The sequence below is a fragment of the Mannheimia pernigra genome (genome assembly GCF_013377995.1).
Taxonomy (GTDB): Bacteria; Pseudomonadota; Gammaproteobacteria; order Enterobacterales; family Pasteurellaceae; genus Mannheimia; species Mannheimia pernigra.
The window spans coordinates 2,129,701-2,144,653 of sequence record NZ_CP055305.1; the positions used below are offsets into that span (position 1 = coordinate 2,129,701).

General features: G+C 40.9%; 16 protein-coding genes. 5 read left to right on the forward strand and 11 right to left on the reverse strand.

What is annotated here, in order from left to right:
* Nucleotides 1-35: 35 nt before the first annotated feature.
* The 4 genes from HV560_RS10080 to rsxA are packed head-to-tail and all read right to left on the reverse strand — an operon-like array spanning nt 36 to nt 3,912.
* A complete protein-coding gene (locus HV560_RS10080) occupies nt 36-671 on the reverse strand; it encodes a trimeric intracellular cation channel family protein (protein WP_176810315.1) in 636 nt (211 codons plus the stop codon).
* A complete protein-coding gene (gene rsxC / locus HV560_RS10085; protein ID WP_176812788.1) occupies nt 664-2,727 on the reverse strand; it encodes an electron transport complex subunit RsxC in 2,064 nt (687 codons plus the stop codon). The genes HV560_RS10080 and rsxC overlap by 8 nt, the downstream gene beginning before the upstream one ends.
* On the reverse strand, nt 2,714-3,331 hold the full coding sequence (gene rsxB / locus HV560_RS10090; RefSeq protein ID WP_176808923.1) for an electron transport complex subunit RsxB: 618 nt from the start codon (nt 3,329-3,331) through the stop codon (nt 2,714-2,716). Before rsxB ends, rsxC begins: the two co-directional genes overlap by 14 nt.
* On the reverse strand, nt 3,331-3,912 hold the full coding sequence (gene rsxA / locus HV560_RS10095; RefSeq protein WP_176810317.1) for an electron transport complex subunit RsxA: 582 nt from the start codon (nt 3,910-3,912) through the stop codon (nt 3,331-3,333). The genes rsxB and rsxA overlap by 1 nt, the downstream gene beginning before the upstream one ends.
* Nucleotides 3,913-4,144: 232 nt before the next feature.
* Between rsxA and ettA the strand changes: the two genes are divergently transcribed.
* Nucleotides 4,145-5,815 (forward strand): energy-dependent translational throttle protein EttA, encoded by a 1,671-nt coding sequence (gene ettA / locus HV560_RS10100; protein ID WP_176812789.1) that lies wholly within the window; start codon nt 4,145-4,147, stop codon nt 5,813-5,815.
* A gap of 65 nt (nt 5,816-5,880) precedes the next feature.
* Here ettA and HV560_RS10105 read toward each other — a convergent pair whose 3' ends face one another.
* On the reverse strand, nt 5,881-6,039 hold the full coding sequence (locus HV560_RS10105) for a hypothetical protein (RefSeq protein WP_176812790.1): 159 nt from the start codon (nt 6,037-6,039) through the stop codon (nt 5,881-5,883).
* 192 nt (nt 6,040-6,231) lie between these two features.
* Between HV560_RS10105 and dnaQ the strand changes: the two genes are divergently transcribed.
* The gene (gene dnaQ, locus HV560_RS10110) at nt 6,232-7,023 is read left to right on the forward strand and encodes a DNA polymerase III subunit epsilon (protein WP_176808926.1); all 792 of its coding nucleotides are present in this window, start codon (nt 6,232-6,234) and stop codon (nt 7,021-7,023) included.
* A gap of 53 nt (nt 7,024-7,076) precedes the next feature.
* Here the strand turns inward: dnaQ and rplI are convergent, their stop codons facing one another.
* From rplI to rpsF, 4 genes are read right to left on the reverse strand one after another with little or no spacing between them, the layout of a single operon-like run.
* A complete protein-coding gene (gene rplI, locus HV560_RS10115; RefSeq protein ID WP_176810319.1) occupies nt 7,077-7,526 on the reverse strand; it encodes a 50S ribosomal protein L9 in 450 nt (149 codons plus the stop codon).
* A 15-nt stretch (nt 7,527-7,541) separates the two neighbouring features.
* Nucleotides 7,542-7,769: a 30S ribosomal protein S18 gene (gene rpsR, locus HV560_RS10120; protein WP_005598105.1), complete on the reverse strand. Its 228-nt coding sequence runs from the start codon at nt 7,767-7,769 to the stop codon at nt 7,542-7,544.
* Complete coding sequence (gene priB, locus HV560_RS10125; RefSeq protein ID WP_176810320.1) at nt 7,744-8,118, reverse strand: primosomal replication protein N; 375 nt, start codon at nt 8,116-8,118, stop codon at nt 7,744-7,746. The genes rpsR and priB overlap by 26 nt, the downstream gene beginning before the upstream one ends.
* The gene (gene rpsF / locus HV560_RS10130) at nt 8,093-8,467 is read right to left on the reverse strand and encodes a 30S ribosomal protein S6 (protein ID WP_176808929.1); all 375 of its coding nucleotides are present in this window, start codon (nt 8,465-8,467) and stop codon (nt 8,093-8,095) included. Before rpsF ends, priB begins: the two co-directional genes overlap by 26 nt.
* A 232-nt stretch (nt 8,468-8,699) precedes the next feature.
* Between rpsF and purD the strand changes: the two genes are divergently transcribed.
* Nucleotides 8,700-9,986: a phosphoribosylamine--glycine ligase gene (gene purD / locus HV560_RS10135; RefSeq protein WP_176812791.1), complete on the forward strand. Its 1,287-nt coding sequence runs from the start codon at nt 8,700-8,702 to the stop codon at nt 9,984-9,986.
* A gap of 127 nt (nt 9,987-10,113) precedes the next feature.
* On the opposite strand, the gene pnuC is transcribed toward purD, so the two are convergent.
* On the reverse strand, nt 10,114-10,848 hold the full coding sequence (pnuC, locus tag HV560_RS10140) for a nicotinamide riboside transporter PnuC (RefSeq protein WP_176812792.1): 735 nt from the start codon (nt 10,846-10,848) through the stop codon (nt 10,114-10,116).
* Between the two features lie 96 nt (nt 10,849-10,944).
* Nucleotides 10,945-11,784 carry a sulfate transporter CysZ gene (gene cysZ, locus HV560_RS10145; RefSeq protein ID WP_176812793.1) on the reverse strand — a complete coding sequence of 280 codons (840 nt, stop codon included), beginning with the start codon at nt 11,782-11,784 and terminating at the stop codon, nt 10,945-10,947.
* 110 nt (nt 11,785-11,894) lie between these two features.
* Between cysZ and zipA the strand changes: the two genes are divergently transcribed.
* Both zipA and ligA read left to right on the forward strand, forming a co-directional pair.
* A complete protein-coding gene (gene zipA / locus HV560_RS10150) occupies nt 11,895-12,764 on the forward strand; it encodes a cell division protein ZipA (protein WP_176812794.1) in 870 nt (289 codons plus the stop codon).
* A 65-nt stretch (nt 12,765-12,829) separates the two neighbouring features.
* Nucleotides 12,830-14,896: an NAD-dependent DNA ligase LigA gene (gene ligA / locus HV560_RS10155; protein WP_238348721.1), complete on the forward strand. Its 2,067-nt coding sequence runs from the start codon at nt 12,830-12,832 to the stop codon at nt 14,894-14,896.
* Nucleotides 14,897-14,953: the final 57 nt, after the last annotated feature.

Sequence of the window (14,953 nt, forward strand, 5' to 3'; positions counted from 1 at the left end):
AAGCCCTTATCAACATTTTGCGAAAAATACGACTATTACAATTTCGGCAAATTCAGATTAAAACGAATCGCCAACAAGCGGATAATAATGACGGTGAAAACAGTGGACAAATACACCCAATCACTTTCCAATCCAAATGAATTCGCTGTTACAAAAATCACACCGCCAATCAAGCTTACGGTAACATAAACTTCTTTTTGCAACACAATTGGTACTTCGTTTCGTAAAATATCTCGAATGACTCCGCCAAAACAGCCTGTTACGCCACCCAGTGCCACACAAATTAATGGATGTAGCCCAAAATCTAAGCCTTTTTGCACACCTATTACGGTAAATACACCAAGCCCAATTGCATCAAAGACCAATAAACTGGTCTGCCAGCTTTTACGGGAAATTTGATTACGGAAAATGGCGGTAATGACCACCGCGAGGGTAATCATCAACACATAAATCGGCTGTTTCATCCAAAACACGGGGGTTGATCCAATCATCATATCTCGTAACGTACCACCGCCAACACCCGTAACAAATGCCAAAATAAACATACCGAAAATATCCATTTTGTGCTGGCGAGCAGCGATTGCCCCCGAAATCGCAAACACAATCGTGCCAATTAAATCCTGAATAAACAGGAACGACCAAGGCAAGGGAGGGATTAGTTCGCTAAACATTTTCTTCTCCCCGCTGTTTTTTCTCCTGCTCAGCTTGCTTGCGAGCTTTTGCTCGGGCAAGGGCTGCCGCCACTGCTGCTTTACGTGGATCTGTTTCGGCAATTTCAGCTTCACTGTTTGCAATATTTTCCGATTTTTCGACCGCTTGTTGAGCGGCTTTTTTCGCTTTCGCTCGGGCAAGGGCTGCCGCCACTGCTGCTTTGCGTGGATCCGTTTCGGCAGTTTCAGCTTCACTGTTTGCAATATTTTCCGATTTTTCGACCGCTTGTTGAGCGGCTTTTTTCGCTTTCGCTCGGGCAAGGGCTGCCGCCACTGCTGCTTTGCGTGGATCCGTTTCGGTAGTTTCAGCTTCGCTATTTGCAATATTTTCCGATTTTTCGACCGCTTGTTCTGCCTGCTTGGCTAAACGTCTGGCTTTGCGTTGTGCCATTACATCGCGATTATCAGGTTCGCCGTTGGATTTTACTTGCACGTCTGTTGGAGCTTCTGGCACGGTTTCAGCTGCTTTTTTCGCTTTCAAGCGTTCAAGAGCCGCTTTTACAGGATCGACACCACCTTCATTTGCCACGTCTTCACGGCGTTTTTCAGCTGCTTTAGTAATCCGAGCGGTACGGGCATCTCGTTCTTTTTGTAAACGAGCCTCTCTTGCTTCAAAACGGATTTTAGCCTCTTCTGCTTTGCGAGCTTTTTCCTCAATTTCATTGATTTTCGCTTTTTCTTGGCGGAAATATTGAATGAGCGGAATATAGCTTGGGCAGACGTAAGCACAAACGCCACATTCAATACAAGCATCTAAATTATATTCTTTGGATTTATCGTGATCTTCTGCTCTTGCAAACCAATAAAGCTGCTGAGGCAATAAGCCAACAGGACAAGCATCTGAGCAGTTTGAGCAACGAATGCAACTACGTTCTAGCTCAGGTGGCGAATATTCAAAATGGTCGGGGGCAATTAAACAGTTTACCGTTTTGGTCACTGGAGATTGCAGCGAGGGCAAAATAAAACCCATCATTGGGCCACCTAAAAATACAGGAAAACGTTTATCTGCTTGATAATCCACTTGTTCCAATAAATGCTGAATGGGTGTACCGAGCCTTGCCCATACATTGCCTTTATTACGAATTTTATCGCCCGTTAAGGTCACAACTCGTTCAATTAAGGGCTCGTCATCAATAATAGCTCGTTTAACCGCATACGCTGTGCCAACATTGTGCATTACAATACCCATTTGAATGGTGCGTTGTCCTACGGGAATTTCAAGCCCAGTTAAAACTTGGATTAATTGATCTGATGCACCAGATGGATATTTTGTTGGAATGGCACGCACAAACATATCATTTGAGCCTTTTAACGCCTCTTCTAATGCTTTAATAGCGTGCGGTTTGTTATCTTCAATCGCAATCACCACTTCTTCAGGGCGAAGCACATAACGTAAGATCCGAATGCCTTCAATCAGATCACGTGCACAATCTTGCATTAGGCGATCATCACAAGTGATGTAAGGCTCACATTCCGCTCCATTAATCACGAGCAGTTTGCAGCGTTTATCCGCTAGGCTTAATTTTGTGGCGGTTGGGAACACCGCACCACCAAGCCCTGCAATGCCATATTCGTAAACTTTTTGGATAATTTGATCGCTTGTAAGGCTTAAGAAATCCTCAATCGGTTGTCGTTCAATCCATTTATCTTTGCCATCCGTCTCAATGATGATCGTCATTTCCGCTAAACCTGACGCATGCGTTGAAACATAAGGCTCAATGCCGATAACTCGCCCAGATGTCGGGCTGTGTACGGGTAATTGCCGGTAATGCTCACCTTTTGTGAGTGGTTGCCCTTTCAGTACAAAATCGCCCACTTTTACTATTAATTCACCAGGAAAACCAGAATGCTGCACCAACGGCACGTAGAAAAAGCGAGGTAAATTAAGCGTTCTAATTGGCTTGCTATTAGATTGGCTTTTATTTTCGATTGGGTGAATACCACCCGGGAAGTCCCATAATTTACTACTGGCTTTATTTTGACGGATTCTCTCAATCACTAAATTAGGATTGCTCATTTTTACCTCCGCCTGTTACTAATTTTTTCTGTAATTCAGTTGTATTTACTACAGGAATAATTAAATCTTGATCGAACTTCCAGTTCCACGATTGCGTGGTTTGTTTCACTGGAATCATTTCAATACAATTGGTTGGACAAGGTGCAACACAGAGCTCGCAGCCTGTACAGAGATCAGGAATAATCGTGTGCATTGCCTTATTCGTACCAATAATGGCATCAACAGGACAAGCCTGAATACATTTAGTACAACCAATACACAAATTCTCAATAACAAAAGCCACTTTCACTTCGGGCTCTTCTATGCCATCCATTGGTGGTACGTCAATACCCAAAAGATTTGCAAGATTTACCACCAACGGCTGCCCACCTGGCACACATTTTGTAATCACATCACCATTGGCGATCGCCTCTGCATAAGGTTTACAGCCTGGATAACCACATTGACCGCATTGGCTTTGAGGCAATAACGCATCAATTTGATCAACGATAGGATCAGATTCCACTTTGAGTTTAATCGAGAAATAACCCAAAATTGCCCCGAAAATAAGTGCAATAACAGCAATAGCGATAAGAATATAAACGATAATTGGTAAATCAAGCATTAGAGTTTCACCAATCCTGTAAAGCCCATAAAGGCAAGCGACATTAGTCCTGCGGTAATTAAAGCGATAGCTGCCCCTTGAAATGGACGAGGTACATCAGCTGCCGCCAAACGTTCACGCAGTGCAGCAAACAGTACTAAAACAAGCGAGAAACCTACCGCGGCACCAAAACCATAAAGTACAGATTCAACAAGATTATTAGCTAAATTCACATTTAATAACGCAACGCCTAGCACGGCACAATTGGTGGTGATAAGGGGTAAATAAATCCCTAATAAACGATACAGCGTCGGGCTGGTTTTGTGTACGATCATCTCTGTTAATTGCACAATCACGGCGATCACTAAAATAAACACCAATGTGCGTAAAAATTGTGCATTTAACGGCACAAGTAGATAAGCCTCCACCAAATAGGCAGAGAGAGAGGCAACCGTCAGCACAAAGGTAGTTGCCATCCCCATTCCAATGGCAGTTTCAACCTTTTTAGAGACACCCATAAACGGACAAAGCCCTAGAAATTTCACAAGGACAAAGTTGTTTATAAGTGCTGTACTGATGATTAACAGAATATAATCGACCATAAATTCCACAATATAAAAAAACAAGCGGTCAAATTTGCATAGTTTTTTGCAACTTTTTGATGAAATTAGACCGCTTGAGCGTAATTCAAATAAAAATAACGTAATATTATCCCTTGTTTTTTACTCATTCACAATAAGAAATCATAGGTACTTTTTTAAGCCCAAAACTGCCCTATATTTCAAGGCAAAATTCAAGTAGAATAGGGCGAATTTTTTTGTGAGGAATCAAACAATGTCAAGTCAATTTGTATATACGATGCACCGTGTCAGCAAAGTGGTGCCACCGAAGCGTCATATTCTTAAAGATATTTCCCTAAGCTTTTTCCCGGGTGCAAAAATCGGGGTGCTTGGCTTAAATGGTGCAGGTAAATCCACTTTGCTCCGCATTATGGCAGGCGTTGATAAAGAGTTTGAAGGTGAAGCTCGTCCACAACCAGGCATTAAAATCGGTTATTTGCCCCAAGAGCCGAAGCTCGATCCACAACAAACCGTACGTGAAGCCGTAGAAGAAGCCGTAGCCGAAGTAAAAAATGCCTTAACCCAGCTTGATGAAGTGTATGCACAATATGCTGATGAAAATGCCGATTTCGACAAATTAGCGGCAAAACAAGCCGAGCTGGAAGCAATTATTCAAACTCACGATGGTCATAACCTACAAAATCAGTTAGAGCGTGCAGCCGATGCACTTCGCTTGCCAGATTGGGATGCAAAAATCGAACATTTATCAGGGGGTGAACGCCGCCGTGTAGCACTTTGTCGCCTATTACTTGAAAAACCAGATATGCTCTTATTAGACGAGCCAACCAACCACTTGGATGCAGAATCTGTGGCGTGGTTAGAGCGTTTCTTACACGACTACGAAGGCACAGTGGTGGCAATTACTCATGACCGTTACTTCTTAGATAACGTGGCAGGCTGGATCTTGGAGCTTGACCGTGGTGAAGGTATTCCTTGGGAAGGTAACTACTCTTCTTGGTTAGAGCAGAAAGAGAAACGCCTTGCCCAAGAGCAAGCGGCAGAATCCGCTCGTCAAAAATCCATTGAGAAAGAGTTGGAATGGGTACGCCAAAATCCAAAAGGCCGCCAAGCGAAAAGCAAAGCTCGTATGGCACGCTTTGAAGAGCTTAATAGTGGCGAATACCAAAAACGCAACGAAACGAATGAACTCTTTATTCCACCTGGCCCACGCCTAGGCGATAAAGTGATTGAAGTTCAAAACTTAACCAAATCTTACGGTGACCGCACGTTAATTGATGATTTATCGTTCAGCATTCCAAAAGGGGCGATTGTCGGCATTATCGGGGCGAACGGTGCAGGTAAATCGACGCTATTTCGTATGCTATCAGGTCAAGAACAGCCAGATAACGGCTCTATCGTAATGGGCGAAACCGTGGTGCTTGCCTCGGTGGATCAGTTCCGTGATTCAATGAATGACAGCAAAACCGTGTGGGAAGAAGTCTCGAACGGACAAGATATTTTAACCATCGGCAACTTTGAAATTCCAAGCCGTGCTTATGTTGGTCGTTTCAACTTCAAAGGCATAGATCAACAAAAACGTGTCGGCGAATTATCAGGCGGTGAGCGTGGTCGTTTGCACTTAGCTAAACTTCTCCAACGCGGTGGTAACGTGCTGTTACTGGACGAACCGACCAATGACCTTGACGTAGAAACCCTGCGTGCATTGGAAAATGCGATCTTAGAATTCCCGGGCTGTGCAATGGTGATCTCGCACGACCGCTGGTTCTTAGACCGTATCGCGACTCACATTTTAGACTACGGCGATGAGGGCAAAGTGACCTTCTACGAAGGCAACTTCTCCGACTACGAAGAGTGGAAAAAGAAAACCTTTGGTGAAGCTGCCACCCAACCGCACCGTGTGAAATATAAACGGATTGCGAAGTAATAAACTAAAAAGCTCAAATCTATTCAGATTTGAGCTTTTTAATATCTCTATGTATAAAATAGAACTTATTTTTTACAAGAAGAAACTGCTTCAATAATTGAAATGCCCATAAATGTCGCATTTTCACATACAGGACCTGAACCATCGTGTCCACGTACACCAGTACAAGCAGCTAATGTTGCAACAACAGAGGCAATTGCAAAAAGTTTGATTGCTTTTTTCATATTTTTTCTCCTTTAAAGTCAAAAGCTGGGGCATTATATTAGAAATCACCTTTAAAAAAAACAATTTAATCATATCTAATGTATGTTTTTTATGCTCTCAATCTACTTTGCTACAATTGCGGTATAAATCTTCCTACAAGCGGTTCAATTTTGGTAGAATTTTACCAAAGCTAGGTTACAGAAAGGAAAAATATGACAGAAGAAAAACTTGTCCGCCAAGTGGTCTTAGATACGGAAACTACAGGTATGAATATGGCTGGAGGCCCTCCTCAAATCGGACATAATATTATTGAAATAGGTGCTGTTGAGGTTATTAATCGCCGATTAACTGGAAGAACTTACCACGCTTACATTAAGCCTCCGCGTAAAGTTGATGAAGAAGCCATTAAAGTTCACGGCATTACCAACGAATTTTTACAAGATAAGCCTGCTTTTGCCGAAATTGCTGATGAGTTCTTAGCGTTTATCAGCGGAGCTGAGTTGATCATTCACAATGCACCCTTCGATGTAGCATTTATGGATCAAGAATTCTCTTATCTTCAACATCCACCAACAAAAACCAAAGAAATTTGTACTATTACCGATAGCCTTCAGCTGGCACGAAAAATGTACCCAGGTAAACGGAATAATTTAGACGCATTATGTGATCGCTTAGGCATTGATAATAGTAAACGTGTACTTCACGGTGCCTTGCTGGATGCGGAAATTCTAGCAGATGTTTTCCTAATGATGACAGGCGGTCAGATTTCATTATTAGGTGAGGAAGAAGTAGAAAAAACATCAGCAACGATTGAAATTGAGACTGAGATAGAAGAACAATTTTCAGAGATAGTATTAAATGCTGAAGATGCTATTATTATAAAAGCCACAGATGAGGAAGAAGAATCACATTCAGCATTATTGAGATTAATTGAAAAGAAATCAAAAGGAAATTGCTTGTGGGCAAAGAGTGCAACAGAAGAAATAACACCGAATCATCATTAGTCTCAAAGACAAAAACCCAGCTTTTGCTGGGTTTTTAACTCGTATTTTACTGATTATTCAGCAACTACGTTTACAGTCACAGTTGCATTCACTTCTGGATGTAAGTGAACTTTAACTTCATGTTCGCCAGTTGTACGAAGTGGACCTTCGCTTAAACGAACTTCAGATTTAGCAACTTCAACGCCTGCTGCGGTTAATGCTTCAGCAATATCTTTTGCAGAAACAGAACCGAATAAACGACCATCATCACCTGCTGTTGCAGATACTGATACAGATGCAATTTCAGTAATTTTAGCTGCACGTTTTTGTGCTGCTGATAACACTTCTGCTGCTTTCGCTTCTAATTCAGCACGACGAGCTTCAAAATGAGCAATATTTGCTTCAGTTGCCATAACTGCTTTACCTTGTGGGATTAAGAAGTTACGAGCAAAACCAGATTTAACAGTTACTTTCTCACCTACAGAACCGAGGTGAGCAACTTTATCTAATAAAATAACTTGCATTGTACTCTCTCCTGATTATTGGTGGTTATCAGTATATGGAAGTAACGCAAGGTAGCGAGCACGTTTGATTGCACGAGCTAGTTGACGTTGATACTTCGCACGAGTACCAGTAATACGGCTAGGAACAATCTTGCCGCTTTCAGAAATGTAGTTCTTTAATGTAGCGATATCTTTGTAATCGATTTCAACAACATTTTCCGCTGTAAAACGGCAGAACTTACGACGACGGAAATAACGTGCCATTTGGCTTCTCCTGATCTATAAATTCAATTTGTTCGGTGTGTAAGACTAACTGATTTAAACCGTTAAAGTCCTTGTGAGTATGGATAAAACCCTTAATTCTCACACGCTCACCGAGCTTAATTTGTTGGGTTAAATAACTAAATTGATTGCCTGCCAAAATCACTTGAATTTTGCACCACGCTTGGCGTTCTAAATTGACTTCTGTTTGATTTGAACGGTGTTCTAACCAAAAACTGTAATGTGGAACTCCAAGAGGGCTTAGGCTTTGTTTAACCCTTGTGGAAATTCTGCCACTTAAGATTAAACAGTTATCAATCGGCGAATTATTCGCCTGCTTCCTCTGATTCAACTTCAGCTACCGCTTCAGTAACTTTGCTTTCTTTAGCTTTCACCATTAGTGATGCTTCAGTTACTGCTGCTTTAGTGTGAACGATTAAGTTACGAAGAACAGCATCGTTATAACGGAAGTTAGTTTCTAACTCGTCGATTACACTTTGAGGTGCTTCTACATTCATTAACACATAATGTGCTTTGTGAAGTTTGTTGATTGGGTATGCTAATTGACGACGACCCCAATCTTCTAAGCGATGAACTTGACCGCCAGCTTCTTTAACAGATGCTGTGTAACGCTCAATCATTGCTGGTACTTGTTCGCTTTGATCTGGATGAACCATAAAAACGATTTCGTAGTGACGCATTGACTATCCTTACGGGTTAGCAGCCTCCAACGTTAGCCAGTCACCAACTTGTGGAAGCAAGGATTAAAAAAGGGATGTGACTGAACGGCAGGATTATACTGAAAAAAGCCTATTTTGCAAGCAACAATTCAGCTTTTTGCAAAAAATCCTAACAAAACAACAGCTTGTAATCAAACAAATAAATAAAGTACAATACGCAAACGTTTGCTTTCTCATTTTATCAAGGAATCATATGAATATTTTAATTATCGGAAATGGTGGTCGTGAACACGCTTTAGCTTGGAAAGTACGGCAATCTCCATTAGCAGATAAAGTTTTTGTTGCTCCAGGAAATGCAGGAACAGAAACCGAAAATGGTATTGAAAATGTTGCTATTTCAAGTACAAATTTAGACGCATTAGTCGCTTTTGCGAAAGAAAACAATATTGGTTTAACGATTGTCGGCCCCGAAGCGCCATTAGTTGCTGGCGTGGTTGATGCTTTTCGTACCAATGGTTTAACCATTTTCGGTCCTACTCAAACTGCCGCACAATTAGAAGGTTCAAAAGCATTCACCAAAGATTTCTTAGCTCGTCATAATATTCCAACCGCTGAATATCAAAACTTTAGCGAAGTTGAACCTGCCCTTGCTTATTTGAAAGAAAAAGGGGCTCCAATTGTGATCAAAGCTGACGGTTTAGCTGCAGGCAAAGGTGTGATTGTAGCGATGACATTACAAGAAGCTGAAGATGCGGTGCGTGATATGCTTTCAGGTAATGCGTTTGGCGAGGCAGGAAGCTGTGTTGTTATTGAAGAATTTTTAGATGGAGAAGAGGCTAGCTTCATCGTGATGGTGGATGGCAAAAATATTGAGCCAATGGCAACTTCGCAAGATCATAAACGCGTGGGAGAGGGCGATAAAGGCTTGAACACCGGCGGAATGGGAGCTTATTCACCTGCATCCGTTGTCACGCCTGAAATTCATCATCGTGTGATGGAAGAAATTATCTACCCAACTGTGCGTGGTATGGCAAGTGAAAATAATCCTTACACGGGCTTTTTATACGCAGGTTTAATGATTATGCCAAATGGTCAGCCTAAAGTGATTGAATTTAATTGTCGCTTTGGCGACCCTGAAACACAGCCAATTATGATGCGTTTAGAGTCCGACTTGGTTGAACTTTGCTTAAAAGCCTGTGCGGGCAAATTAGACACGATTAAATCAAAATGGTGTGAACAAGCAGCTCTTGGTATCGTCCTAGCTGCCCAAGGCTACCCTGCCGATTATCGCAAAAGCGATGAAATAACTGGCATTCCCACCGCCACACAAGAGCAAAAAGTTTTCTTAGCGGGTGTTGAGCAAAAAGAGGGCAAATTAGTCACCAATGGCGGACGTGTACTTTGTGCCACTGCATTGGGTAACAGTGTATTTGAAGCCCAGCAAAAAGCCCTTGGGCTTGCCGAACAAATTAAATGGACAGGCAAATTCTATCGGCGAGATATTGGTTATCGGGCAATTGCTAGAGAGCAGGCAAAATAAGCTAAAAAAATAAAGGCATACTTTTGTATGCCTTTATTTTTGCGGCTATAAGCCACTTTATTTGCAACCTAAATGGGCAATTAATGTGCTTTGTAAAAATTTGCCCAAAAACAACCGCTTGAGCTGATTATTGGTGTTGATGATTTTTGTGAAGTTTAATCCAATTGTAATAACCGTAAATTGAGTTACAAAGATACATCACATACATCGCCAATAATGGCAAGCTGGTTTCACCGTTTTGGAAATACACCGCACTCCAGAGCGAAATCGTCATAATATTGACGATAATCCACAACGCCCATTGTTCACGGTATCTTAATACCATCAGAATTTGTGCGACAATTGAAATAACCACCGTTGCACCATCGAGTAACGGTAAAGCACTGTCTAAATATTTCAGTAATTCAACATAAAGAAAAGTCCCAACAATGGCTGAAATAATCACAATCCCCCACTGCTTAGCAGTTAGAGCTTTTGCTATCACTTCCTCTACCCCTGCATTATTCACCGTATTTTGGCTTGTCATATTTTTACGCCAGAAATAGAACCCGATAAATTGCACTGGTACATAAACGAGTAAATTTAACATCATCTCGCCATAAAGCTGGAAAGTGTAGGAAATATAAGCATAAAGTGATACAGAAATTAAGCCGAAAAAGTAGTTGCTAATTTTTCCTTTACCAACAAATACTACACACAAAATACCTGTAATAGCCGCTATAGTGGCAATCCAACTGTCTGGCTGGTATATGAAAATGCCAATTTGAATCGCAAGAAAAGTCAATAACCAACCTGCTTCAAATTTAGTCCAACCACCAAAGAACTCTTGTTTTAATTTTGTTGAAAATGATAAATCGTGCATATCTGTCTCCAATATAAAATGTAAAAAATACATATCAAATCACAGAGCATAAAAGCATAAAAAGCAAAATTAAGTAAAGAAAATTTTACTTAAAGTTTAATTTCTCTTTTTTACTTCTGTGCTCAGTAATGCTTCTGAACGTTTAAAAGTATCATCTGCTCTGCTAAACTCACCTGTTTGGTTATTCAGAAAGAAATGGCGATACTCATTGACCCATAACGCCGTTGCTCCACAAACTGCCACAGGCATTACTACCAGATTCACAACTGGAATCATCATAAACAAGCTCACTAACGCACCAAAGGTAAAATTAAGCGTGCGATATTGTGCAAGTGCATTTCGCATACGTTGAAAAGTAATTTTATGATTATCAAACGGATAGTCACAATATTGAATTGCAATCAACCACGCACCGAACATAAATGTGAGAATAGGTACAATGGTTTGCCCAACTACAGGTAAAAACCCCAGTACAAAAAGGACAATCAATCGTGGAATGCTATACATCATTTTTTTCCATTCACGTTTTAGCATCCTTGGTAAATCTTTTAACATTGCACCGAACGACATATCGCCTAACGGCTCACCAGTAAGCTGTAACTCAACTTTTTCTGCCAGTAAACCATTAAAAGGCGCGGCAACAAAATTTGCCAGTGTGGTGAAGGCAAAATAAAATCCAACCAAGATCATTAAAAAAATCAGAGGAATTAAGATAAAGCTAATCCATTCCAACCACGTCGGTAATAGTAATGCCAATAATCCGCCGATATTGGCAAAAAATGCCCATATCAATCCAATCATTAACACGGTATTAATCACAATTGGGAAAAGCACAAAAGGTAAAAATTGGCGTTGTAGTAATAACTTCCAACCATAAATAAAGTAGTGAAAACCAAGCCCTGCTTGGTTTTGTGGCTTTAAAAAAACAGAAGACATAATGATTCCTTATTTTTTGTCAAAAATTCTTAGAAATATGGTAAGCTACGCACACTATTTTCGCAAATATGAAAATGTATTTTTATTGATTATTTTAATAAGAGGACACAATGGAACTGCATATTATTTTCTTCATTCTAGCTGGATTATTGATTACTGTCTTAATCGGCTTTAGCATTTGGTCTGCCCGCCGTGAAAAATCGAACGTTTTCTCAAACTCGTTCTCAAATAGAGCAGTGATTGTACCTCCATCAAATAACGAGTTAAGCACCCCTATTCCTACTTCATTAAAACCACAAAATGAGGAATATCAAGGAATGTCTATGCCAGAAGAAAACTCACAGCAGATTCAACAAGAAGTGGAAAGCTCATTGCAAAATATCAAAATCAGTTTACCAGGTGAGGCTCAAGTTCAAACCACAGCACCTACTAGCAGTACTTATGGTCAACGAATTTCTAACCAACAACATATTCAAAATACGCCAGATTTTGCTAACACCGCAATGAATATTTCAGTGCCCGAAGAAGATCACGTTTCAACGGTAGAAGCAGAAGCCACACAAATAGCAGCAGAAGAAAATCCATTTATAACACTTTATATTTACGCACCACAACAAGCTCCCTTCCGTGGCGATTATGTGGTTCGCTATTTAGAAGAAATTGGATTGCGTTTTGGCGAACATCAAATTTTCCACCGTCATCAACACATTGATGATTCGCTCAGCCCGATTATTTTCAGTGTCGCAAATTTAATCAATCCAGGGACATTTGATTTACACAATATTGTTAATTTCTCTACCGCAGGCTTGGTACTCTTTATGCAATTACCAACCGAAGGCAACGATGTTGCAAATATGAAATTATTAATTAGTAATGCCGAACATTTAGCAGCATCACTGGGCGGATATTTATATGATGACGCCCAAGAACCATTTAGCGAAGAATCTCGCCAACGTTATATGCAACGCGTAATGCACTAATTGCAAAAATAATTGTTTTTTCGACCGCTTGTAACAAGCGGTCTTTTTTGTAGAGAGTTTTACCTATGTCATTATCTAGTCAAGACAATTTAGTTTTTGAAGAAAACACCACACCCCAGTTAATTGAACAAATTGAACAACTTCGCCAAACGTTACGCCAATACGAATACGAATATCACGTTTTAGATAATCCAAGCGTACCAGATGCCGAATATGACCGCTTGATGAATGAGCTCAAAAATATTGAATGGCAGCACCCAGAACTCATTACCTTAGATTCGCCTACTCAACGAGTAGGCGCAAAACCATTGGCAGGTTTTGCTCAAGTTATACATAAAATCCCTATGCTTTCATTGGATAACGCATTTGGCGATGACGATTTAGATGGTTTTTTACGCCGAATAGAAAGTTATATTCACGTTAGTTCTAGCCAGCTAACATTTTGTTGTGAACCAAAATTAGATGGTTTAGCCGTAAGTATCTTGTATGAAAACGGCTTACTCACCCGTGCTGCAACGCGAGGCGATGGTACAACAGGAGAAGACATTACCGCAAATATCCGCACCATTCGTAATATTCCATTAAAACTTAACACGCTCAATCCACCAGCCCGTTTAGAAGTACGTGGCGAGGTATTTATGCCGCAAGTAGGTTTTAATGAATTAAATGAAAAAGCACTGGCTAAAGGTGAGAAAGCGTTTGCGAATCCTCGTAATGCTGCAGCAGGTTCGCTACGCCAACTCGATCCGAAAATTACTCGTCAGCGTCCACTTATATTCAATGCCTATGGTATTGGCGTTTACGAGAGTGATGACGAATTACCAAATACTCAATTTGAGCGTTTGCAATGGTTAAAATCGTTAGGTATTCCTGTTAATGATGAGATTTGTTTAGCTCAAGGCAGAACCGCACTTTTGACTTATTACACCGATATTCAAACTAAGCGACCAACGTTAGGTTACGATATTGATGGCACAGTATTGAAAGTCAATGACATCGCCTTACAAGAACAACTGGGTTTCATCTCTCGCTCTCCCCGCTGGGCAATTGCGTACAAATTCCCTGCTCAAGAGCAGATGACGATTTTAAAAGATGTAGAATTTCAAGTTGGGCGAACAGGGGCGATAACGCCTGTGGCAAAATTAGAACCTGTTTTTATTGCAGGGGTCACAGTAAGCAATGCAACATTACATAATGGCGATGAAATTGAGCGTTTAGGCATTGTGATTGGCGATACGGTGATTATTCGCCGTGCAGGCGATGTTATTCCGCAAATTACAGGTGTGATTGCTGAACGCCGCCCTGAAAATGCAAAAAAAATTGAATTTCCGACCGCTTGTCCTATCTGTCACTCTGCGGTTGTTCGGGTAGAAGGCGAGGCGGTGGCACGTTGTACTGGTGGTTTATTCTGCAAAGCACAACGCAAAGAAGCACTCAAACATTTTGTCTCTCGCAAAGCGATGGATATTGACGGCGTAGGCGAAAAACTGATTGGACAATTAATGGCTCGTGAGTTAATTAAAACACCCGCTGATCTGTTCAAGCTCGATCACACCACCTTAATGCGACTAGAACGAATGGGCGAAAAATCTGCTCAAAATGCCCTAAATAGTCTTGAAAAAGCGAAAAATACAACGCTTCCTCGCTTTTTATTTTCATTGGGTATTCGAGAAGTTGGAGAGGCAACCGCCCTCAACTTAGCCAATCACTTTGGCAGTCTAGAGGCAATCCGCCAAGCGACTTTTGAACAACTAAAAGAGGTTCAAGATGTCGGTGAGGTGGTGGCAAACCGCCTTGTCAGCTTCTGGCAAGAACCGCATAATGTCGAGGCAGTGGAAGATTTAATTGCCCAAGGTGTGCATTGGCAAGACATTGTGAAAACCGAGATTGTCGATAATCCATTAAAAGACAAAAACGTGGTTTTAACTGGCACACTTACTCAACTTACTCGTGATGAAGCCAAAGCCTTATTACAAAGTTTAGGTTGTAAAGTTTCTAGTTCAGTTTCAAGTAAAACCGAATACCTCATTGCAGGCGAAAAGGCAGGCTCTAAACTGACTAAAGCACAGGAACTAGGCATTCAAATATTAACCGAGCAAGATTTCATTACGCTAACAACCCATTATTCGTAAAGCAATGTGAAAACAAGTAATACAAGCGGTAATTTTTTTAATAAATTTTGTAAAAAG